We start from the raw sequence: 21,543 nt of genomic DNA, 5'->3' as shown, positions 1-21,543 counted from the left end.
TGCCGCACATCCGGGACACTCTGCGCATTCTGTGACGGCCCGGGGAAAGGACGCGACGCCATGTCGGAGGCTGCATCCGCCCGGAGTCGGCTCACGGCCGACCGGGCCGCCCTGCTCAACGGGATCGGCCCGCTGGAACCGATGCTGCGGACCTGGCTGCCCGCGCAGCGCTGGTTCGCGGGCAAGGGACGGGCGATCGGCACGCTCAGAGCCGTCTCGGCGGCCGAACTGCTGCCGCCGGGGTCCGTCCCCGGACTGCTGCACCTGCTCCTCGACGTCGACGGGGACTGCTACCAGCTGCTGCTGGGCATCCGCCCCTCCCTGCCCCCCGCGCTCGCCCACACGCTGATCGGCCAGGCGGAGGAGGGCCCGTACGCGGGCCGGGCGGTGTACGAGGGGCTGGGCGACCCCCGGCTCGCGGCGCTGCTGCTGGAACGGTTGCGCTCCCCCGGCGCGCTCGGGCCGCTGCGGTTCGAGCGGGACCCGCAGGCGCCGGTCCCGGCCGGGCTCACCCCGCGGCCGCTGTCCGGCGAGCAGACCAACTCCTCGCTGATCTACGGGGATTCGTACATCCTCAAAGTGTTCCGACGGGTCGGCCCGGGGGTCAACCCGGACCTGGAGCTGCCCCGTGCGCTGGCCGCCGCCGGCTGCGGCCGCGTGCCGGCCCCCGTCGCCTGGTACGAGGCGCAGCTGCCCGGGAGCGAGCCGCTGACCCTGGGCGTGCTCCAGCCGTACCTGCGCGGCTCCGACGACGGCTGGCAGCTCGCGCTGCGCCGGCTCGGCGCCGGGGAGGACTTCACCGCCGAGGCGCACGCGCTGGGCCGGGCCACCGCCGAGGTGCACAGCGCGCTCGCGGCCGCCCTGCCCACCGTCGCGCTCGGCCCGGAGCAGACCGCCCGGCTCGCCGCCGGGATGACGGCCCGGCTGGCCGCCACCGCCCGGGAGGTGGCCGCGCTGCGGCCCTACGAGGCGGGGCTGCGGGGCGCCTTCGACGCGCTGGCAGCCTCCCGCGGGGCCGGGGTGCCGGCCCAGCGGATCCACGGGGACCTCCATCTGGGCCAGACCCTGCGGACCCTCGACGGCTCCTGGTCGTTGATCGACTTCGAGGGTGAGCCGGCCCGGCCGCTGGCCGACCGGCGCCGCCCCGAACCGGCCGTGCGCGACATCGCCGGAATACTGCGTTCCTTCGACTACGCCGCCCGCTCGCACCGGCCGTTCGCCCCTGCCTGGGCGGACGCCTGCCGGGCCGCCTTCTGCGAGGGCTACGCCCGCACCACGGGCCGCGACCCCCGTGAGGACCTCGTGCTGCTGCGCGCGTACGAGACCGACAAGGCGGTGTACGAGGCGCGCTACGAGTCCCGGCACCGCCCCGACTGGCTGCACGTCCCGATGGCCGCGATCCGGCGGCTCTCGGAACCGCAGCGGCCCGCCCACCGGGTGCCGCCGACCCCGCCGGCCCCCGGTTCCGTCTCCCCCCGTTCCCAACCCCGCCAGAAGCCCCCGAGGAGGCCGCTCGCGTGAGCGCCGCACGACAGCCGTCACCGACCGTCCGCGACGAGTCCGCATCCGTCCCGGCGTCCGCCAAGAAGCCGCGCACCCCCCGCGCCCGCAGCGCCGCCCCTCCGCACGGGGGCCGGTCGGCGCCCGCGCTCGGCGGGGAGGAGCGGGCCCGGCTGCTGGAGGGCCGCCACCACGACCCCCACGCGGTGCTGGGCGCCCACACCGTCCGGGGCGGGGTGGCCTTCCGCGTGCTGCGCCCGTACGCCCAGGCGATCACCGTGGTCGCCAAGGGGCTGCGGGCCGAGCTCGTCGACGACGGGGACGGGCTGTTCTCCGGGCTGCTGCCGCTGACCGCGGTGCCGGACTACCGGCTGCTCGTCACCTACGACAGCGACGAGATCGAGGTCGACGACCCGTACCGGTTCCTGCCCGCCCTCGGCGAGCTGGACCTGCACCTGATCGGCGAGGGCCGCCACGAACAGCTGTGGAAGGCGCTCGGCTCCGAGCCGATGGAGCACCAGGGCGTGGCCGGCACCCGGTTCACGGTGTGGGCGCCGAACGCCCAGGGGGTCCGCGTCAGCGGGGACTTCTCGTACTGGGACTCCGCCGCCTACCCGATGCGCTCGCTCGGCGCGAGCGGCGTGTGGGAGCTCTTCCTGCCCGGCATCGGCGCCGGGGCGCTGTACAAGTACGACATCACGCGCCCCGACGGCAGCCACACCCTGCGCGCGGACCCGATGGCCCGCGCCGCCGAGGTGCCGCCGGCGACCGCCTCCCGGGTGACCGCCTCCGCCTACGAGTGGGGGGACGGGGAGTGGATGGCCGGCCGCGGGGCCCGGCCCCCGCACCAGGCGCCCTTCTCCGTCTACGAGCTGCACCTGGCGTCCTGGCGGCCCGGGCTCTCGTACCGACAGCTCGCCGAACAGCTGCCGGGGTACGTGAAGGAGCTCGGCTTCACGCACGTGGAGCTGATGCCGGTCGCCGAGCACCCCTTCGGCGGCTCCTGGGGCTACCAGGTCACCGGCTACTACGCGCCCACCTCGCGGATGGGCGGCCCGGACGACTTCCGCCTGCTGGTGGACACGCTGCACCGGGCCGGGATCGGGGTGATCGTCGACTGGGTGCCCGCGCACTTCCCGCGCGACGACTGGGCGCTGGCCGAGTTCGACGGACGGCCCCTGTACGAGCACCCGGACCCGCGGCGGGCCGCGCACCCGGACTGGGGGACGCTGGAGTTCGACTACGGCCGCAAGGAGGTCCGCAACTTCCTCGTCGCCAACGCCGTGTACTGGTGCGAGGAGTTCCACGTGGACGGGCTGCGCGTGGACGCGGTGGCCTCGATGCTCTACCTGGACTACTCGCGCGGCGAGGGCGAGTGGACGCCGAACGAGCACGGCGGGCGGGAGAACCCGGACGCGGTGGCGCTGCTCCAGGAGATGAACGCGACCGTGTACCGGCGCTGCCCGGGCGTGGTGACGATCGCCGAGGAGTCCACGGCGTGGGAGGGCGTGACGCGGCCGACGGACGCGGGCGGGCTGGGCTTCGGCTTCAAGTGGAACATGGGCTGGATGCACGACACGCTGCGCTACATGTCGAAGGAGCCGGTGCACCGCAAGTACCACCACCACGACATGACCTTCGGGATGATCTACGCCTTCAGCGAGAACTACGTGCTGCCGATCTCGCACGACGAGGTGGTGCACGGCAAGGGTGCGCTGGTGTCGAAGATCCCCGGGGAGGACTGGTGGCAGCGGCGGGCCTCGCACCGCGCGTACCTGGGCTTCATGTGGGCCCATCCGGGCAAGCAACTGCTCTTCATGGGACAGGAGTTCGCGCAGGGCTCGGAGTGGTCGGAGGCGCACGGGCCGGACTGGTGGCTGCTGGACGACTCCTATCCGGCGGCCGGTGACCACCGGGGCGTGCGCAGTCTCGTGCGCGACCTGAACCTCACGTACGCGTCGGCGCCCGCCCTGTGGGAGCGGGACACCGTGCCGGAGGGTTTCGCCTGGGTGGAGGCGGACGCCGCCGAGGACAACGTGTTCGCCTTCCTGCGGTACGCCCAGGACGGCTCGCAGCTGCTGTGCGTGTCGAACTTCTCGCCGGTGGTGCGACACGGGTACCGGATCGGGGTGCCGGAGGAGGTCTCGATGTGGCGGGAGGTCCTCAACACCGACCAGGAGCAGTACGGCGGCAGCGGGGTGCGCCACCTGCAGCCGGTACGGCCCGAGCCGGTCCCCGCGCAGGGCCGTCCGGCGAGCCTGCGCCTGACGCTCCCACCGCTGGCGACGGTCTGGTTCAGGCCGTAGCGCCGGGGCGCGGGCCCCTCCGGTTCCCGGAGGAGCCCGCGCCTGGCGCGGGCCCGGTGGTCGAACCGTATTCCTTGACGTCGGCGTCGAAATGATGTGTGAGAGCTGTGAGGGCTCTTGCGCCGACCGAATCTGGCTGGAACCGTACGGTGTAGTCGATCTTCGGGTGCACCGATTACCGGACGGTCGCCGGGGAAACCGGCGAAATGCCATAAGTTTCTCGGATGTTCCTACGAGTTATGGGCTTGTTTGATTGGTCTGTAGGCGCCGATGCCCAGCCACTCCTACGGTGTGCCATGTGCACTCCAGCCCCCCTTTCAATGCCCCCGCCGCGCGTCGTCTCCGCGCGGCCCTGGGCATGGCTCCCGGTCATGTCGCCTATGGCCTGCGCGCCCAGTACGGACTGATCGTCGCGCCCGAGACCGTGATGGCCTGGGAACGTGGCGAGATATCGCCCTCCTCGGCCGAGCTCACGGCCCTCGCCGGGGTCCTGTGGTGTTCGCCCGGGGAGCTGCTCTCCGAGCCGGTCACCCTGCGGGAGCACCGGATCTCCCGAGGACTGGCCGTGGAGGATCTCTCCCGGCGCCTCGGCCTGGAGGCGAGCGCCTACCAGAAGATGGAGGACACCGGCCGCTGGAAGGGCAACGAGCGCCAGTCCGCCGCCCTGGCGACGGTGCTCGGCCTGACGCTGGCCCAGTTCGTGATCGCCACCGGCAAGCAGGAGGAGCTGGCGGAGCTGCTGCGCAGCGCGGTCACCACCCGCTGGCAGGCCTACGTGAAACCGCTGGGCAAGCTGCTCCCGATCCCCAAGACCCATCTGGAGCGGGTGCTGGAGCGGCTGCACGGGGAGTACCAGTCCCGGATGGTGGCGACGCTCAGCTGGGGCAGCGGCGGCGAGGCCGGGAGCGGGGACGCGGGGCGGGAGTACCTCTTCGACATCGTGGACCGGTTCTGGAGCCTCGCCGGCGGTGCGGCGTAGGACACGTCCGAGCGGCCCGCACCCCTGCCGCGAGGGCCCCGTCCCGGAGCGGGACGGGCCGGGGCCGTTCGGCGGGCGGATCGGGGACGGAGGTCCCGTGTCCGGGGCCGCCTAGAAGACGGATTCGGCCTCGTACATGCGGTCGTCGGGGACCGTCTTCAGCTCGGTGACGGCCGAGGCCAGCGGGGCCATCACGATCTCGGTGCCGCGCAGGGCGGTCATGTTGCCGAAGTCGCCGCGGTGGACGGCCTCGACGGCGTGCCAGCCGAAGCGGGTCGCGAGGACCCGGTCGTAGGCGGTGGGGGTGCCGCCGCGCTGGACGTGGCCGAGGATGACCGGGCGGGCCTCCTTGCCCAGGCGCCGCTCCAGCTCGACCGCCAGGCGGTTGCCGATGCCGGCGAAGCGCTCGTGGCCGTACTGGTCGATGGCGCCCTTCTCGTACGGCATGGAGCCCTCGGCCGGGTGCGCGCCCTCTGCGATGCAGACGACGGCGAACTTCTTCCCGCGGGCGAACCGTTCCTCCACCATCTTCACCAGGGCGTCCACCTCGAAGGGGCGCTCGGGCAGGCAGATCCCGTGGGCGCCGCCGGCCATGCCGGACTCCAGGGCGATCCAGCCCGCGTGGCGGCCCATGACCTCGACGACCATGACGCGCTGGTGCGACTCGGCGGTGGTCTTCAGGCGGTCGATGGCCTCGGTGGCGACCATGACGGCGGTGTCGAAGCCGAAGGTGCGGTCGGTGGAGGAGATGTCGTTGTCGATGGTCTTCGGCACACCGACGACCGGCATCCCCGCGTCCGACAGCATCCGCGCGGCGGTCAGGGTGCCCTCGCCTCCGATCGGGATGAGGGCGTCGATGCCGTAGCGCTTCGCCAGCTCCTGCGCGTTCTCGGCGGCCTCGTGCAGACGGGCGCGCTCCATGCGGGCCGAGCCGAGGATCGTGCCGCCGCGGGCCAGGATGCCGCTCACGGCATTGATGTCGAGCGGGCGGAAGTTGCCGTCGAGGAGGCCCTTGAAGCCGTCCTCGAAGCCGATGACCTCGTCTCCGTGCCCGACCAGGGCGCGGTGTACGACCGAACGGATGACAGCGTTGAGGCCCGGACAGTCGCCGCCCGCGGTGAGAACTCCGATACGCATCGTGCTGTGTCTCCTGCCGTACATGTGAAGAAGGGCGTAATGAGGAAGCCTGTCCGATTGTTCCACGGGCGCGGGGGGCCGCGCGTCCTGTGGTGCTCCGCCCGCCGGGCCCTTCGACCCTCCCGGCCAGGCCTTTTTCCCGGTGGGCGTCCTATCCATTGGCAGAGGTATTGTCAAGAGGTCAAGCCACATTAAATGGACAGTCGCAGCATGGACGGAGAGCACGCGTGACGCGCAGCGTGTACGTGACCGGCATCGAGCGGGGGGACGGCCGGCAGGTCGTCGAACTGGGGATCATGGAGCTCCTGACCCGGCAGACGGGCCGGGTCGGCGTCTACCGCCCGTTGCTCCACGACAGCCCCGACCGGCTCTTCGACCTCCTCAAGGCCCGCTACCGGATCGACCAGGACGCCGCCACGGCCTACGGCATGGAGTACCACGAGGCCTCGGCGATCCTCGCCGAGAAGGGCACCGACGAGCTGGTCTCGCGGCTGGTCGACCGCTACCACCGGGTGGCGCGCGAGTACGAGGTCATGCTGGTCCTCGGCACCGACTACGCCGACACCAACCTGCCCGACGAGCTCGCGCTCAACGCCCGCCTCGCCAACGAGCTGGGCGCGGTCGTCGTCCCCGTCGTGGGCGGCGTCAAGCACCCCGCCGAGGCCGTGCGCGCCGAGGCCCGCAACGCCTACCGCGCGTACGAGAGCCTGGGCTGCCACGTCGTCGCGATGGTCGTCAACCGGGTGGCCGCCGAGGACCGCGACCTCATAGCCGAGCGGCTGGCCGCCCGGCTCCCCGTCCCCTGCTACGTACTGCCGGACGACAAGTCGCTCTCCGCCCCGACCGTCGCCCAGATCACCCGGGCCCTCGGCGGCGAGGTGCTCCTCGGCGACGACGCCGGGCTGGCCCGTGACGCGCTGGACTTCGTCTTCGGCGGCGCCATGCTGCCGAACTTCCTGAACGCCCTGACCCCCGGCTGCCTGGTCGTCACCCCCGGGGACCGCTCCGACCTGGTTATCGGCGCCCTGGCCGCGCACACCTCGGGCACCCCGCCGATCGCCGGTGTGCTGCTCACCCTGAACGAGCGCCCGGGCCCGGACATCCTCACGCTGGCCTCGAAGCTGGCGCCGGGCACGCCCGTGGTGTCGGTGGCCGGCAACAGCTTCCCGACGGCCGCCGAACTCTTCGCACTGCAGAGCCGCTTGAACTCCGCGACCCCGCGCAAGCTGGAGACCGCCCTCGGCCTCTTCGAGCGGCACGTGAACACCGGCGAGCTGCGCGACCTGCTGTCGGTGGCCCGCTCCGAGCGCGTCACCCCGATGATGTTCGAGCACGAGCTGCTGGAGCGGGCCCGCTCGGAGCGGCGCCGCGTCGTGCTGCCGGAGGGCACCGAGGAGCGCGTGCTGCGGGCCGCGGACGTGGTGCTGCGGCGGGGCGTGTGCGACCTGACCCTGCTGGGCGAGGAGCCGGCCATCCTGAAGAAGGCCGCCGACCTCGGGATCGACATCTCGGGCGCCCAGCTCATCGACCCGGCGACCTCCCCCCTGCGGGAACGGTTCGCCGAGTACTACGCCACGGTCCGTGCCCACAAGGGCATGACGGTCGAGCTGGCCAACGACGTGGTGACCGACGTCAATTACTTCGGCACCCTGATGGTCCAGGAGGGCCTGGCCGACGGCATGGTCTCCGGCTCCGTGCACTCCACCGCCGCGACCATCCGCCCGGCCTTCGAGATCATCAAGACCAAGCCGGAGGCCTCCATCGTCTCCTCGGTCTTCTTCATGTGCCTGGCCGACCGGGTGCTCGTCTACGGCGACTGCGCCGTCAACCCGGACCCCGATGCCGAGCAGCTCGCCGACATCGCCGTGCAGTCGGCCGCCACCGCAGCCGCCTTCGGGGTCGAGCCGCGGATCGCGATGCTCTCGTACTCGACCGGCACCTCGGGCAGCGGCGCGGACGTGGACAAGGTCCGCAAGGCCACCGAGATCGTCCGCGACCAGCGCCCCGACCTGCTGATCGAAGGGCCGATCCAGTACGACGCGGCCGTGGAGCCCTCGGTCGCCGCGACCAAGCTGCCCGGGTCCGAGGTGGCCGGGCGCGCGAGCGTGCTGATCTTCCCCGACCTCAACACCGGCAACAACACGTACAAGGCCGTGCAGCGTTCCGCCGGCGCGGTGGCGGTCGGCCCGGTGCTCCAGGGCCTGCGCAAGCCGGTCAACGACCTCTCGCGCGGCGCGCTGGTGCAGGACATCGTCACCACCGTGGCCATCACCGCGATCCAGGCCCAGTCGCAGCCGCTGACCGCCCGGTAGATCCACCCATCGCACCCGAAGGAAAGACCCGCACCGTGACCGCATCGCGCGTACTCGTCCTCAACTCCGGCTCCTCGTCGGTCAAGTACCAGCTCCTTGACATGGCGGACCGCTCGCGCCTGGCCGTCGGCCTGGTGGAGCGCATCGGCGAGGAGACCTCCCGTCTCGTCCACGAACCGCTCACCGGGCCGGGCGCCGCGGGCGGCAAGCGCGAGCAGGTGGGCCCGATCGCCGACCACGAGGCGGCGCTGAAGGCCGTGGCGGCGGAGCTCGCCGCCGACGGCCTGGGCCTGGACTCCCCCGAACTGGCCGCCGTGGGGCACCGCGTGGTGCACGGCGGGACGAAGTTCACGCGGCCGACCGTGATCGACGACGCGGTGCTGGCGGAGATCCGCGGCCTGATCCCCCTCGCGCCGCTGCACAACCCGGCGAACGTCACGGGCATCGAGGTGGCGCGCGGGCTGCGCGCGGACATCCCGCAGGTCGCCGTCTTCGACACGGCCTTCCACTCGACGATGCCGGAGTACGTGGCGCGGTACGCGATCGACGCGGCGACGGCGGAGAGGTACTCCATCCGGCGGTACGGGTTCCACGGCACCTCCCACGCCTACGTCTCGCGGGCGACGGCCGCGCTGCTCGGCCGGCCGGTCGAGGACGTGAACGTGATCGTGCTGCACCTGGGCAACGGGGCCTCGGCCTCCGCCGTCCGGGGCGGGGTCTGCGTGGAGACCTCCATGGGGCTGACCCCGTTGGAGGGCCTGGTCATGGGAACCCGGTCGGGCGACCTGGATCCGGCGGTCGTCTTCCACCTGGCCCGGGTGGGGGGCCTCTCAGTGGATGAGATCGATTCGCTCCTGAACAAGAAGAGCGGTCTGCTGGGCATGTGCGGGGACAACGACATGCGCGAGGTGCTGCGGCGGGCCGGCGAGGGCGACGACGCGGCGGGCGTCGCCTTCGCCGCGTACGTCCACCGTCTGAAGAAGTACATCGGCGCCTACTCGGCGGTGCTCGGTCGGGTGGACGCGGTGGCCTTCACGGCCGGGGTCGGCGAGAACGCCCACCAGGTCCGCGAAGCTGCCGTGGACGGCCTCGCCGAGCTCGGCCTGGCGCTGGACCTGGAGGCCAACGCGGTGCGCTCGCCGGAGCCGCGGCTGGTCTCGGCGGACTACGCGCGGGTGGCCGTGGCCGTGGTGCCGACGGATGAGGAACTGGAGATCGCCACCCAGGCGTACGCGCTGGTTACTCATTAGTCACTTGGACTTTCCGCCAGACGGAATATTCCGCTACGAAACAAACCGATAGGATCCGCTCCATGCGCCGTTCCAAAATCGTCTGCACGCTGGGCCCCGCCGTCGACTCGTATGAGCAGCTGAAAGCGCTCATCGAGGCAGGTATGAACGTGGCCCGATTCAACTTCAGCCACGGATCCCAGGCAGAACACCAGGAGCGGTACGACCGCGTCCGGAAGGTCTCCGAGGACACCGGGCGCGCCGTCGGCGTCCTCGCCGACCTCCAGGGCCCGAAGATCCGTCTGGAGACCTTCGCCGAGGGTCCCGTCGAGCTGGTGCGCGGTGACGAGTTCACCATCACCACCGAGGACGTCCCGGGCGACAAGTCCATCTGCGGCACCACCTACAAGGGCCTGCCGGGTGACGTCACCAAGGGCGACCAGGTCCTGATCAACGACGGCAATGTCGAGCTCCGGGTGACCGGGGTCGAGGGCCCGCGGGTGCGGACCATCGTCATCGAGGGCGGTGTCATCTCGGACCACAAGGGCATCAACCTGCCGGGTGCCGCCGTCAACGTCCCCGCCCTGTCGGAGAAGGACGTCGACGACCTGCGCTTCGCCCTGCGGATGGGCTGCGACATGGTCGCCCTGTCCTTCGTCCGCGACGCCAACGACGTCAAGGACGTCCACAAGGTCATGGACGAGGAGGGCCGCCGGGTCCCGGTCATCGCCAAGGTGGAGAAGCCGCAGGCCGTGGAGAACATGGCGGCCGTGGTCGACGCCTTCGACGCGGTCATGGTGGCCCGCGGCGACCTGGCCGTCGAGTACCCGCTCGAGAAGGTCCCGATGGTCCAGAAGCGGCTCATCGAGATGTGCCGCCGCAACGCCAAGCCGGTGATCGTCGCGACCCAGATGATGGAGTCGATGATCACCAACTCCCGCCCGACCCGTGCGGAGGCCTCCGACGTCGCCAACGCCATCCTCGACGGCGCGGACGCGGTCATGCTCTCGGCCGAGTCCTCGGTCGGCGCCTACCCGATCGAGACCGTCAAGACGATGTCGAAGATCGTCACGGCGGCCGAGGAGGAGCTCCTCTCCAAGGGCCTCCAGCCGCTGGTCCCGGGCAAGAAGCCCCGCACCCAGGGCGGCTCCGTCGCCCGCGCGGCCTGCGAGATCGCGGACTTCCTCGACGGCAAGGCGCTCATCGCCTTCACCCAGTCCGGTGACACGGCCCGCCGCCTGTCGCGCTACCGCGCCACGCAGCCGATCCTGGCCTTCACCACCGACGTCAACACCCGCAACCAGCTCACGCTGAGCTGGGGCGTCGAGTCGTACGTCGTCGAGCACGTGGACAACACCGACGCGATGGTCGACCTGGTGGACGGCGAGCTGCTGAAGCTGGGCCGCTACAACGAGGGCGACACCATGGTCATCACCGCCGGCTCGCCCCCCGGCGTCCCCGGCACCACGAACATGGTCCGCGTGCACCACGTGGGCGGCAACGGCGCGCGCGACTGACGCCGCCGCCCCGCCCGCACCACCGCTGGACTCTGCCGCACAGAGGCCGAGGGCGGCACCCCGATCGGGTTCGGGGTGCCGCCCTCGGCGTTTCGTCCTGCGTACGCGCCTACTCCGGCGGGCCGATGTAGTTCTTCAGGCCCGGGACCGTGAGCGTGCCGCCGAACTGGCCGGCCTGGACGACCTTCACGTCCGTGAAGAACGCGAAGGGGACGTTCAGGGGCGGCGGGCTGTTCGGGCTGAACTCGATCGGGATCAGGCCGAAGAGGTTGCCCTTGAGGCTCTCGGTGTACATGGTCACCGTGCCGCCGCGGATCTTGGAGGTGGAGCCCGGACGGGACTTCAGGTGGGCGATGTTCGCGCCCTTGCCGACCGTCTGGTAGAGGTCCTTGATGTCCAGCGAGTCCGCGGTGAACTTCAGGACCTTCTTGGTCTTGCCGCCGGCCGTCTTCACCTCGACGATGCCCGCGTAGTCCAGGCCGTAGAGCGTCAGCATCGAGCTGTCGAGGTACCAGGGCTCGTCCGGCAGGAGCGGGATGCCCGGCTCCAGCTTGGCGTTGGCCAGGGCCTCGGCGTCGTGGGTCGGGCAGGGGAAGGGTTCCTTCCCGTCCGCGCCCTTCGTCGCCTCCGGCGTGGCCCCGTCCTCGTCGGACTCGTCCTCGTCGGTCCTGCCCGTCTCGTCCTTCGGGTTCTTCGCGGTGTCCTTGACCTCGTCGGACAGCTCCTTGACCTCGGCGCCGACCTTCTTCGCCGCCTCCCGGACGGCCTCGGCCGCCGGGTCGGGCGCCGGGGCCCCGGGCTTGGGGGCCTCGGGCTGGGGAGCGGTCGTCGTGGGCGGCGCGGGCGTCGGGGCGGCCGACGGCCGCGTGTCCTTGACGGGGTTGAGGAGCTTCTTGAGCGCGTCGCCGACACCCAGCGGGTCCAGCGGGTTCGTGCTCCCGGTCGGCGTCGGCGCGGGCGTCGGCGTCGCGGGGGCGGCGGCCGGAGCCGCTTCCGTCGGCTTGGTCGCCGTCGGGGACGGGGAGCCGCTCGGCTTCGGCTTGGCGGCCGCGGACGAGGACGCGGACGGCGAGGGGGACGCACTGGGCGACGCACTCGGCGAAGGCGACTTGGAAGGCGACGGGGACTTGGACTCCTCGTCCTTCGGCTCGTCGGACCGCGTCACGCACGGCCCCGGCGCGAAGGGGATCTCCTTGTCGTCGGCCACGGCCAGCTTGGGCGCCATGCCCATGCCGACGAACACGGCCGTCGGCATGGCCGCCAGCGCCATCGTCTTGCCGACGGGTATCTGGAGCTTGTTCAGCAGCGATTTCCTCGGCGCCGCGTGCCGCGGCCCCTTGATCTCGCGGGACTCTGCGCCTGGGGCCACGCCCCGCTGCGTCTCGTCACCCCGCACTGTTCCTCCCGCCATCGGCGTGGGCAGTTGTCTCGCTCGCGTATGCCGTTTCCGTCTCGCGCGGTCCCGGGATGCCCTGGGGCCCCGTCATCGCTTCTGCTTTGCCCAGGTCCACCGCGGTCGGCGGCTGGTCCACCGGCGCCTCGTCCGCCGTCTGCCCGGGGACCCATGCCAGGGCGAGGGCGCCGCCGATCATGGAGAGGCTGAAGCCCATGAAGAACCCGCCGAGGTTGGACACCGGGATCGAGACCAGGGCCAGCAGGATCGCGGCCACGCCGGCGAAGACGCGGATGGTCTGCTGGAACCAGAGGGCCAGGCCCAGCGTGATCAGCAGGACGCCGATGATCAGCGCGCCGGCGCCGCCCGTGGTGGCCATCGCCAGACTGACGTTGCCCAGCCGGAGGTCCGCGTACGGGAAGTAGGCGATCGGGAAGCCACCGAGGAGCGTGAACAGCCCGGCCCAGAAGGGACGCCGACCGCTCCAGGCGTGGAAGTGGTAGTACACGACGGTGAGCCAGGCGTCGTCTTCGCGGCGAACATAAACCGGGGCCTGGGGGTTCATGGACAACAGCTCCCTGGAAACGGTGGTACGGAGAGATCTGTGGAGCCCGGACGGGCGCGCGGTGACGGCTGCCGCCGCCCGCCCGTCCGGTCACGCATCGGGGACGGATCAGTCCCGGACGTCCTTGTCCTGGTAGCACGGCTGGTCGCCGCCGACCAGGCGCAGCTTCAGGTTGGGCAGCTTGAAGGTGCCCGCCGTGGTGGCCCACGCCTTCTGCTTCACGTTCGTCAGAACGGCCCGGTCAGCGCGCTGCGAGAACGCGTACGGACTGGAGACCGTGCCGGCCTGCGGCTTGGTCTTGTGGCTCGGGTCGCCGACCGCGACACCGATGTCCAGGTTGGTGAACTCGGCGTCGGTGTCGAGCTCGGCAACATCCAGGTAGATGTTGGTCGCCTCTGCCGGGGTGCCCTTGTGACCGGTCTTCAGCTGGAGCGTGATGTTGCCCAGCGGAGTCGGGGTCACCAGCGACTGGCACATGTTGGTGATCTTGGCGTTGCTGAACCCGGAGATGGTGACCGGGTGATCGACCGGCTTGCCCGTCTTCAGGTCGTTGCCCTTGGCGATACCGCCATACTGGATGAGGTTCTCACCGTCGAGCTTGTCGGCCGAGACCTTGAAGTCCTGGCCGGAGACGCTGAAGGACGCCGCGAGGGCACCCTGCGCCAGACCCACACCGACCGCGGCCGTGGCCGCGATGCTCGGCACCATGACGAGCGCGAAGCGCTTCCATCTGGTCCCACCACGAACCTGAGAACTCATATCGTTCCTCCTTCTCGGACGTACATCTCCGGTCCGGGCCGTGCCCGTCCTGGGATGGGAGAAGTGCTACGTCCTCGGGAAAGGAGCGCAGGCGGCCGGGCCGCGGCTGTGCCACGTCCGATACACCGGCGATCACCCCCGAGCGACAACCACTGGGCCACGCGTTCGCGCAACCTGGAGGACAGGCCCCGCCGGTGTCGGCGGAGACCCCCCTGTCCCACGTCCGGCGCCACCGGCACCGGACGGCTCGGTGGGGACCCTCCACCGCGGCTCCGTACGAGCGGCGCTGCGGGAAGGACCGAGCGTCGCCGATCGTGGTCCATTCCCGGCCGGGGCACAAGGGGGTTCGTTACTGGCGGGTAACGGCCAGATAACCGGGGTAAGGCCCGCTGTCGTCGGACGGCGACACAGGGTGTCACCATGGGCCACGACAGATCGGGGGAAGAGTGAACACACCGGACAGTTCACGGGGTTCGACTTACTGCGAGTAACAGCGGCCGCGTTTGCCAAGTTTTGGCAAAGTGCGGCCGCTGTTTATCTACGTGTCAACAATCGCGCAGGGGCGCCGACGGCTCAGAAGAGCACGCGGGCAAGCGCCGTACGCGCCGCGGAGACCCGTGGATCGTCCGCGCCGATGACCTCGAACAGCTCCAGCAGGCGCAGCCGTACGGCGTCCCGGTCCTCACCGAACGTCACCCGTACGGTGTCCACCAGGCGCCCGAAGGCGTCCTCCACGTGCCCGCCGACCAGGTCCAGGTCGGCCGCGGCGATCTGAGCCGCCGGATCGCGCGGGTTCTCGGCCGCCGCGGTGCGCACCGCCTGCGGGTTCATGTCCTGGACCCGCACGAGGAGTTCCGCCTGGGCCAGGCCCAGCTTGGCCTCGGTGTTGCCCGGGTCGTCGGACAGCACGTTCTTGTACGCCTGCACCGCGCCGCCCAGGTCGCCCGCGTCGAGCGCGACCACGGCCGCCTCCAGCAGGGCGTCGTGCGGGCCGGCCGGGACCTCGGCCGGCGCGGCGGCGGCCCGGGGCGCGCCTTCCGCGGCGGGGTCCACCTCGATGCCGATGATCCCGAAACGCTCCTCGGCGACCTGCACCAGCTGGGCGAGGACCTCGCGGATCTGCTTCTCCGGGACCACGCCCTGGAACAGCGGCAGCACCTGGCCCGCGACCACGGCGAAGACCGCCGGGATGCCCTGGACGCCGAACTGCTGCATCAGCATCTGGTTCGCGTCGACGTCGACCTTGGCGAGCACGAGGCGGCCGCCGGCCTCGACGGTCAGGCGCTCGAGGAGCGGGCTGAGCTGCTTGCACGGCTCGCACCACTCGGCCCAGAAGTCCAGGACGACCGGGACCTCGGCGGAGAGCTGGAGTACATCGCGTTCGAACCCGGCCTCGTCTACGTCGATGACGAGGGCGGAGGGCGGCACGGCGCCGGCGGCCGGGCCTGCCCCGCCGCCCTGCGCCGCCTGCCGTGCCGCTTCGGCCCGGGCCTGCTCGGCCTTGGCCTTGGCTTCGCCGGCCGCCTTCACCGCGGCGAGGTCGACGACGCCGCTCATGGACATGTTTCTGGGCTGCATGCGTACATCCTCCCCCGAGTGCGCGCGCCGACGAAAAAGATCGCGGGAATTGACCTGATCCGCGACCGTGGTGCTGGTCGGCGCCGGGTCCCCACCTGGCGCCAGTAGCTCTTCGCGTGGTTGTCGCTCTTACGCTACGAGCCGTAGCGTAACTCCTCCGGGCCCCGCCGCGCCCGTGATCTGAACCACAGCGTCCCGGCCGGCTACTGGCGGGTATGGTCTCGGCCATGCGCAACCCCAGCCCCGGACGGACCGGCCGTCCCCGCAGCGCCGCCGCGGACGCGGCGATCCTCGCGGCGACCCGGGACGCCCTGGTGGAACTGGGCTGGTCCAAGCTGACGATGGGCGACGTCTCGGCCCGCGCCGGGGTCGCCAAGACCACGCTCTACCGCCGCTGGGCGAGCAAGAACGAGCTGGTCGTGGACGCGGTCGCGGAGCTGTTCGACGCCCTCGAGCTGCCCGACCGCGGGTCCCTCGAGGCCGACGTCGAGTACGTGGTCCTGCGCTTCGCGGAGCTGCTGCGGCGGCCGGAGGCCCGTACGGCCCTGATGGCGGTGGTGGCCGAGTCCACCCGGGACGAGGCCCTGCGCGACCGTATCCGGTCGGCCATCGTGGACCGGCAGAAACGTCTCGTCGTACTGGGCCGAGAACGGGCCCAGGCCCGCGGTGAACTCCCGTACGAGGAGGACGAGGACCTCGCCGACCGCACCACCGACCTGATCTTCGACGTGATCGCGGGCACCGTGGTGCACCGCGCGCTGGTGAGCTGCGAGCCCGTGGACGAGCTCTGGGTGGCGACCTTCACGGCCCTGCTGATGCACGGGCTCAGGGGCCCGGCGCAGGCCTGAGGCCCTCACGGGCCGGCCCGAGCCCTCAGCGGCCCGGCTCCACAAGGCGACGGCCGGCCGGGCCGCCCCCGTTCGGGCGTCCCGGCCGGCCGTCGCGTCCTTCGCGCCTAGAAGCCCGGCGGCTCGGTGTAGGTGCCCCACTCGTCGCGCAGGGCGTTGCAGATCTCGCCCAGCGTGGCCTCGGCCCGCACCGCGTCCAGCATGGCCGGAATCATGTTCGACCCGTCGCGGGCGGCGTCCAGCATGGCCTTCAGGGCCGCGGTGACCTTGGCGTCGTCCCGGCGGCCCTTGCGGTCGGCGAGGGCCCGGACCTGCTCGCGCTCCACCTCGTGGCTGACCCGCAGGATCTCCAGGTCCCCGGTGACCGAGCCGTGGTGGACGTTGACGCCGACGACGCGCTTGTCGCCCTTCTCCAGCGACCGCTGGTACTGGAAGGCCGACTCGGCGATCTCCCCGGTGAACCAGCCGTCCTCGATGCCGCGCAGGATGCCCGAGGTGATCGGCCCGATCGGGTGCTGCCCGTCCGGGTGGGCGCGCAGCCCGCGCTCCTTGATCTGGTCGAAGATCTTCTCGGCGTCCGCCTCGATGCGGTCGGTGAGCTGCTCCACGTACCAGGAACCGCCCAGCGGGTCCGCCACGTTGGCGACGCCGGTCTCCTCCATCAGCACCTGCTGGGTGCGCAGGGCGATCTCGGCGGCCTGCTCGCTGGGCAGGGCGAGGGTCTCGTCGAGGGCGTTGGTGTGCAGGGAGTTCGTGCCGCCGAGGACGGCCGCGAGGGCTTCGACCGCGGTGCGCACGACGTTGTTGTAGGGCTGCTGGGCGGTGAGGGAGACACCGGCGGTCTGCGTGTGGAAGCGCAGCCACATGGACTTGTCGCTCTTCGCCCCGTAGACCTCCTTCATCCAGCGGGCCCAGATCCGGCGCGCGGCGCGGAACTTGGCGATCTCCTCGAAGAAGTCGAGGTGCGCGTCGAAGAAGAAGGACAGGCCGGGCGCGAAGTGGTCCACGTCCATGCCCCGCGAGAGCCCGAGCTCCACGTACCCGAAGCCGTCGGCGAGGGTGTAGGCGAGCTCCTGCGCGGCCGTCGCCCCGGCCTCGCGGATGTGGTAGCCGGAGACGGACAGCGGCTTGTAGGCCGGGATGCCCTTCGCGCAGTACTCCATGAGGTCGCCGATGAGGCGCAGGTGCGGCTCGGGTTCGAAGAGCCACTCCTTCTGGGCGATGTACTCCTTGAAGATGTCCGTCTGGAGCGTGCCGTTGAGGAGGGCCGGGTCCACGCCCTGGCGCTCGGCGGCGACCAGGTACATGCAGAAGGCGGGCACGGCGGGGCCCGAGATGGTCATGGAGGTGGTGACGTCGCCGAGCGGGATGTCCTTGAACAGGACCTCCATGTCGGCGGCGGAGTCTATGGCCACCCCGCAGTGGCCCACCTCGCCCAGCGCGCGGGGGTCGTCGGAGTCGCGCCCCATGAGGGTCGGCATGTCGAAGGCGACGGAGAGGCCGCCGCCGCCGGCCGCCAGGATCATCTTGTAGCGCTCGTTGGTCTGCTCGGCGTTCCCGAACCCGGCGAACTGCCGGATCGTCCAGGTCCGGCCGCGGTAGCCGGTGGCGTGCAGGCCCCGGGTGTACGGGTACTCCCCCGGCCACCCGATGCGTTCGAATCCCTCGTACGCGTCGCCGGGCCGGGGCCCGTAGACCGGATCGACCTCATCGCCGGAGAGCGTGGTGAAATCGGCGTCGCGCTTGCGGGCCTTGTCGTAACGGGCCTGCCAGCGACGGCGGCCCTGCTCGATGGCGTCTGCGTCCATACCGACAATTTACTAGGACGTCCTAGTAAATGTCGATGGGCAACCCCGGGAAGACGTCCACACGTGTCCCCGGGGAGTGCTTCGCGCGAGGCGCGCTCTAGGCCCTGGCGGCGGCCGGGGAGCCGTTGACCAGCGGTTCGACCTCGGCGCGGATCTTGCGCTCGACGAAGAAGGCGGCCAGCGGAATCGTGCCGCTGAGCATCACCCAGAGCATCTTTCCGAAGGACCACCGGGCCTTGGAGCTCAGGTCGAAGGCGAAGACCAGGTAGACCATGAAGAGCACGCCGTGGGCCTGGGACACCACGAACGTCAGATCGGCGCCCATGCCGAAGCCGTACTTGAAGATCATGCAGGTGCACAGCACCAGCAGCATCACGGCGGTCGCAAGGGCCATCACCCGGTAGCGGGTCAGCACGCTCTTCTTCATGCGACTGAGCCTAACCGTCCGTTTTGCTCGATCTTGACGGGGGCCTACTTCTCCTCGAAGTCCGCGGCGGCCACCCGCAGCGGGCGGAGCAGCGCGAAGATCTCCGCGCACTCCTCGGCGTCGTACGCGCCGAGTCCGAAGTCGACCTCCATCAGGTCCTTGGTGGCCGCCTCGACGACCTCGCGGCCCTTGTCCGTGATGGAGGCGAGGGTGCCGCGGCCGTCGTTCGGGTTGGGCCGCTTGTCGACGAGCCCGGACCGCACCAGCCGGTCGACGGTGTTGGTCACCGACGTCGGGTGGACCATCAGCCGCTCGCCGATCTTCGACATCGGCAGCTCGCCGGCCTTGGAGAAGGTGAGCAGCACCAGCGCCTCGTACCGCGCGAAGGTCAGGCCGTACGGCTTGACCACGGCGTCGACCTCGCCGAGCAGGATCTGGTGCGCGCGCATGATCGAGGTGATGGCGGCCATCGCGGGCACCGGCCCCCAGCGCCGCTGCCAGAGCTCGTCGGCGCGGGCGATGGGGTCGAAGGGAAGGCTGAGCGGCTTGGACACGTACCAGACCCTACCGGGCGGTCATTTGACGGCGAGCCCCGTCTCACTCCTCGGTTGTTCCCCTTCCGTTGCGGTGGCGCGGAGTTCGGCGAGGAGCAGCAGGACGACGGCCGTGCCGATGACCCCCGAACCGGTGACGACGTGGTGGACCGGGAGGAACTCGGCGGCGAGCCCGGCCAGCGCCATGCCGACGCCCTGCAGGGTCATCAGACCGGTGCTGAGCAGGGTCATCGCCCGGCCGCGCAGCTCTTCGGGGACGGCCTCGAGGTACCACCGGTCGAGGCCGAGGGTGTAGGCCTGGGCCAGGCCCGCCAGCAGCAGCGCGGTGAACGCGAGCGGTACGCCGGGCCGCGGGGCGTACAGCAGGAGCGGCAGCAGGCCGGCGGCGGCGAGCGGGACGGTGATCCGAGCGCGGGTCCGGGCGGTGAGCGCGGAGCCGGCCCAGAGCTCTCCCGCGATGGTGCCGACGGGCAGGGCGCACATCAGCAGCCCCAGCGCGCCGGTGCCCGCGCCGAGGCCTGCGGTGTACGGAGCGAGCAGCGCCTCCGGTACGACGACGAAGACGGGCGGCAGCCAGAACATCAGGGTCAGCGCCCGGATCCGGCGGTCGCCGAGGACGGCGCGCAGCCCGGCGGCCGGGGAGCGGCGGGCGGCCGCGCGGGCGGGCCGGCGGCGGGGGCCGAAGCGCAGCAGGAGCGCGGAGCCGAGGAAGCCGGCGGCGGTCAGGGCGATGGCCCCGCGCGGTGCGAGGACGGTGAGCAGGAGCCCGCCGAGGCCGAAGCCGATGAGCTGGGCGCTCTGGGCCACCATGCGCAGCAGCGAGCGGCCGAGCACGAGGGTGTCGCCGGTGCCGAGGATGTCGGCGAGGGAGGCGCTGCGGGCGCCCTGGAACAGCGGTGCCACGAAGGCCATGGCGCAGCGCAGTACGAGGAGCAGCGCGACGGGGGTGCCCGGCAGGGCCATGGCGGCCGCGCAGCCGGCGCAGACGAGGTCGCAGGCGACGAGCACCCGCCGGGCGGGGCGGCGGTCGGCGGTCCCGGCGAGCAAGGTGCCGCCGAGGGCGTAGGGGAGGAAGCCGAGCGCGAAGGTGAGCGCGCTCATCAGCGGCGAGCCGGTGGCGCGGTAGACGAGGACGGTCAGGGCGATCTCGGCGACGACCACGCCGAGTACGGACATCAGGTGCGCGGCGAAGACGGGCCGGAACTCGGGTGTCCGGAAGACGGCCCGGTACCCGGCGCCGGCCGGGGTGGCGGTGGACATGCCCGGCAGCTTCGCGGGAACTACCCTGGCGGCCGTAGAGATTCGGGCCCGGCCGAATCCTGCGCGGCGGCGGGACCCTCCCGCGCCAGGCCGCGGCGGCGCGGACGAGCCGGGACGGCGCGGGCCAAGCCGGGGCACCGGGCCAAGCCGCGGCGCGGCCGGGACGGCGCCGGGAAGCCGGGACGGCGCGGGGAAGCCGGGACGGCGCGGACGCAGCCGGGACGGCGCGGACGCAGCCGCGGCGCGGCCGGGACGGTGCGGGGAAGCCGGGGAACCGGGGCGGGGCCATGGGCAGGGAGGTGGTGGCGTGGGGTTTCACTTTCGTTTCGGGGCCGGCGACCTGCTGCGGTGCCGGTTCGCCGTCTCGCCCCGCTGGGAGACGCAGGAGGCGGTCCGCGCCCTGCTCCGCCCGCACCGGCACACCTACCACCTGCCCTGGCTCCGGCAGGTCCGCGCCGCTGCCGACGGACTGGACCTGAGGCCCCTGTGGCTGCTGATGCCCCGCGCGGGACACAATCCGGACTTCCTCAGCCCGCCGCCGCTCGGCCCGTCCGTCACCTTCGAGGAGGAGCTGGCGCGGGTGCGGGCCGCCGACGCCGAGGCGGCCCGCGAGGACCTGCGCCTCTCCCTGGCCTGTACGCCGGGCGCCCTGGAGAGCGGCATCGGGCAGCGGATGCTGGCGGATCCGGCGCGGGCGGTGCGGGAGTTGGCCGACCTCACCGAGCGGGCCTGGGAGGCCCTGGTCGCCCCGCACTGGCCTCGGCTGCGCGGGCTGCTGGAGGCGGACATCCTGTTCCACTCGCGGCGGCTGGCGGCCGGCGGCCTGGAGGCCCTGTTCGAAGGTCTCCACCCGGACCTGCGGTGGCACGGGGAGACGGACACGCTGACCATCGCCAAGCCCGGGCACCACGACCGGACGCTGGACGGGCAGGGGCTGCTGCTGATGCCAAGCGCGTTCGGCTGGCCGGACGTGGTCGGCGGCTACGACCCGCCCTGGCAGCCGACGCTCGTCTATCCGGCCCGCGGCATCGGCGCCCTGTGGACGGCTTCGGCGGGCCCGGCCCCGCAAGCCCTTGCCCAGCTGCTGGGCCGGGCCCGGGCCGAGGTGCTGTGCGCGCTGGACGAACCCGCCTCCACCACGGCGCTGGCCCACCGCCTCGGCCTGGCGCCGTCGACGGTCTCGGCGCACCTGGGGGTCCTGCGGGCGGCGGGCCTGCTCGTGTCGGGCCGTCACGGCCACCAGGTCCTCTACGAACGCACCCCGCTGGCCATCGCGCTGACCACGGGTGAGCCCACGGTGTCGCAAGACGGTGACAACTGACCGTTATGTCACGATATGCCGGTCCGCTGCCCGCCACCCGCTCGCCACCC

General features: G+C 71.9%; 17 protein-coding genes. 8 read left to right on the top strand and 9 right to left on the bottom strand.

Annotated features, from left to right (window positions below; all coding sequences use genetic code 11):
- Window positions 1-60: 60 nt before the first annotated feature.
- The 3 genes from BGK67_RS23935 to BGK67_RS23925 all read left to right on the top strand — a co-directional run bounded on the left by BGK67_RS23935 (window position 61) and on the right by BGK67_RS23925 (window position 4,785).
- On the top strand, window positions 61-1,521 hold the full coding sequence (locus tag BGK67_RS23935) for a maltokinase N-terminal cap-like domain-containing protein (RefSeq protein WP_069922007.1): 1,461 nt from the start codon (window positions 61-63) through the stop codon (window positions 1,519-1,521).
- Window positions 1,518-3,806 carry a 1,4-alpha-glucan branching enzyme gene (gene glgB, locus BGK67_RS23930; protein ID WP_079154343.1) on the top strand — a complete coding sequence of 763 codons (2,289 nt, stop codon included), beginning with the start codon at window positions 1,518-1,520 and terminating at the stop codon, window positions 3,804-3,806. The genes BGK67_RS23935 and glgB overlap by 4 nt, the downstream gene beginning before the upstream one ends.
- A 358-nt stretch (window positions 3,807-4,164) precedes the next feature.
- Window positions 4,165-4,785 (top strand): DNA-binding protein, encoded by a 621-nt coding sequence (locus tag BGK67_RS23925; RefSeq protein ID WP_069922006.1) that lies wholly within the window; start codon window positions 4,165-4,167, stop codon window positions 4,783-4,785.
- A gap of 111 nt (window positions 4,786-4,896) precedes the next feature.
- Here the strand turns inward: BGK67_RS23925 and BGK67_RS23920 are convergent, their stop codons facing one another.
- A complete protein-coding gene (locus BGK67_RS23920) occupies window positions 4,897-5,922 on the bottom strand; it encodes an ATP-dependent 6-phosphofructokinase (RefSeq protein ID WP_069922005.1) in 1,026 nt (341 codons plus the stop codon).
- A gap of 227 nt (window positions 5,923-6,149) precedes the next feature.
- On the opposite strand from BGK67_RS23920, the gene pta reads away from it, so the two are divergent.
- The 3 genes from pta to pyk all read left to right on the top strand — a co-directional run bounded on the left by pta (window position 6,150) and on the right by pyk (window position 10,980).
- Entirely contained in the window at window positions 6,150-8,234 is a 2,085-nt protein-coding gene (pta, locus tag BGK67_RS23915; RefSeq protein ID WP_069922004.1) for a phosphate acetyltransferase, read from the top strand.
- A 35-nt stretch (window positions 8,235-8,269) separates the two neighbouring features.
- Complete coding sequence (locus tag BGK67_RS23910; protein ID WP_069922003.1) at window positions 8,270-9,484, top strand: acetate kinase; 1,215 nt, start codon at window positions 8,270-8,272, stop codon at window positions 9,482-9,484.
- A 62-nt stretch (window positions 9,485-9,546) separates the two neighbouring features.
- Window positions 9,547-10,980, top strand: coding sequence for a pyruvate kinase (pyk, locus tag BGK67_RS23905; RefSeq protein ID WP_069922002.1), 1,434 nt, complete (start codon window positions 9,547-9,549; stop codon window positions 10,978-10,980).
- Window positions 10,981-11,089: 109 nt separating this feature from the next.
- On the opposite strand, the gene BGK67_RS23900 is transcribed toward pyk, so the two are convergent.
- The 4 genes from BGK67_RS23900 to BGK67_RS23885 all read right to left on the bottom strand — a co-directional run bounded on the left by BGK67_RS23900 (window position 11,090) and on the right by BGK67_RS23885 (window position 15,275).
- A complete protein-coding gene (locus tag BGK67_RS23900; protein ID WP_069922001.1) occupies window positions 11,090-12,376 on the bottom strand; it encodes a hypothetical protein in 1,287 nt (428 codons plus the stop codon).
- The gene (locus BGK67_RS23895; protein WP_069922000.1) at window positions 12,366-12,938 is read right to left on the bottom strand and encodes a DUF6114 domain-containing protein; all 573 of its coding nucleotides are present in this window, start codon (window positions 12,936-12,938) and stop codon (window positions 12,366-12,368) included. Before BGK67_RS23895 ends, BGK67_RS23900 begins: the two co-directional genes overlap by 11 nt.
- Before the next feature lie 108 nt (window positions 12,939-13,046).
- Complete coding sequence (locus BGK67_RS23890; protein ID WP_069921999.1) at window positions 13,047-13,697, bottom strand: DUF6230 family protein; 651 nt, start codon at window positions 13,695-13,697, stop codon at window positions 13,047-13,049.
- 573 nt (window positions 13,698-14,270) lie between these two features.
- On the bottom strand, window positions 14,271-15,275 hold the full coding sequence (locus tag BGK67_RS23885) for a tetratricopeptide repeat protein (RefSeq protein ID WP_079154341.1): 1,005 nt from the start codon (window positions 15,273-15,275) through the stop codon (window positions 14,271-14,273).
- A gap of 227 nt (window positions 15,276-15,502) precedes the next feature.
- Between BGK67_RS23885 and BGK67_RS23880 the strand changes: the two genes are divergently transcribed.
- Window positions 15,503-16,123, top strand: a complete 621-nt coding sequence (locus tag BGK67_RS23880) for a TetR/AcrR family transcriptional regulator (protein WP_069924064.1) — start codon at window positions 15,503-15,505, stop codon at window positions 16,121-16,123.
- 107 nt (window positions 16,124-16,230) lie between these two features.
- Here the strand turns inward: BGK67_RS23880 and BGK67_RS23875 are convergent, their stop codons facing one another.
- From BGK67_RS23875 to BGK67_RS23860, 4 genes are all read right to left on the bottom strand, one after another.
- Entirely contained in the window at window positions 16,231-17,931 is a 1,701-nt protein-coding gene (locus BGK67_RS23875; protein ID WP_069921998.1) for a coenzyme B12-dependent isobutyryl-CoA mutase large subunit, read from the bottom strand.
- Window positions 17,932-18,028: 97 nt separating this feature from the next.
- Window positions 18,029-18,358 (bottom strand): DUF3817 domain-containing protein, encoded by a 330-nt coding sequence (locus BGK67_RS23870; RefSeq protein ID WP_069921997.1) that lies wholly within the window; start codon window positions 18,356-18,358, stop codon window positions 18,029-18,031.
- A 44-nt stretch (window positions 18,359-18,402) separates the two neighbouring features.
- Window positions 18,403-18,912: a MarR family winged helix-turn-helix transcriptional regulator gene (locus tag BGK67_RS23865; protein ID WP_069921996.1), complete on the bottom strand. Its 510-nt coding sequence runs from the start codon at window positions 18,910-18,912 to the stop codon at window positions 18,403-18,405.
- Between the two features lie 21 nt (window positions 18,913-18,933).
- Window positions 18,934-20,172, bottom strand: coding sequence for an MFS transporter (locus BGK67_RS23860; protein WP_107488844.1), 1,239 nt, complete (start codon window positions 20,170-20,172; stop codon window positions 18,934-18,936).
- Window positions 20,173-20,479: 307 nt separating this feature from the next.
- Between BGK67_RS23860 and BGK67_RS23855 the strand changes: the two genes are divergently transcribed.
- Complete coding sequence (locus BGK67_RS23855; RefSeq protein ID WP_069921995.1) at window positions 20,480-21,493, top strand: ArsR/SmtB family transcription factor; 1,014 nt, start codon at window positions 20,480-20,482, stop codon at window positions 21,491-21,493.
- The last annotated feature ends 50 nt before the right edge of the window (window positions 21,494-21,543 follow it).

Origin of the sequence: Streptomyces subrutilus, assembly GCF_001746425.1 — a bacterium.
Classification (GTDB): Bacteria; Actinomycetota; Actinomycetes; order Streptomycetales; family Streptomycetaceae; genus Streptomyces; species Streptomyces subrutilus_A.
The sequence above is the reverse complement of the archived record's forward strand: the minus strand, read 5'-3'. Positions and strand labels throughout refer to the sequence as shown.

Excerpts from the sequence above, each read along its gene's own strand:
- BGK67_RS23870 (WP_069921997.1), bottom strand. The coding sequence starts at position 18,358 with ATGAAGAAGAGCGTGCTGACCCGCTACCGGGTGATGGCCCTTGCGACC.
- BGK67_RS23860 (WP_107488844.1), bottom strand. The coding sequence starts at position 20,172 with ATGTCCACCGCCACCCCGGCCGGCGCCGGGTACCGGGCCGTCTTCCGG.
- BGK67_RS23875 (WP_069921998.1), bottom strand. The coding sequence starts at position 17,931 with ATGGACGCAGACGCCATCGAGCAGGGCCGCCGTCGCTGGCAGGCCCGT.
- BGK67_RS23925 (WP_069922006.1), top strand. The coding sequence starts at position 4,165 with ATGGCTCCCGGTCATGTCGCCTATGGCCTGCGCGCCCAGTACGGACTG.
- BGK67_RS23920 (WP_069922005.1), bottom strand. The coding sequence starts at position 5,922 with ATGCGTATCGGAGTTCTCACCGCGGGCGGCGACTGTCCGGGCCTCAAC.
- pyk (WP_069922002.1), top strand. The coding sequence starts at position 9,547 with ATGCGCCGTTCCAAAATCGTCTGCACGCTGGGCCCCGCCGTCGACTCG.
- BGK67_RS23880 (WP_069924064.1), top strand. The coding sequence starts at position 15,503 with ATGCGCAACCCCAGCCCCGGACGGACCGGCCGTCCCCGCAGCGCCGCC.
- BGK67_RS23935 (WP_069922007.1), top strand. The coding sequence starts at position 61 with ATGTCGGAGGCTGCATCCGCCCGGAGTCGGCTCACGGCCGACCGGGCC.
- BGK67_RS23890 (WP_069921999.1), bottom strand. The coding sequence starts at position 13,697 with ATGAGTTCTCAGGTTCGTGGTGGGACCAGATGGAAGCGCTTCGCGCTC.
- BGK67_RS23895 (WP_069922000.1), bottom strand. The coding sequence starts at position 12,938 with ATGAACCCCCAGGCCCCGGTTTATGTTCGCCGCGAAGACGACGCCTGG.
- BGK67_RS23885 (WP_079154341.1), bottom strand. The coding sequence starts at position 15,275 with ATGCAGCCCAGAAACATGTCCATGAGCGGCGTCGTCGACCTCGCCGCG.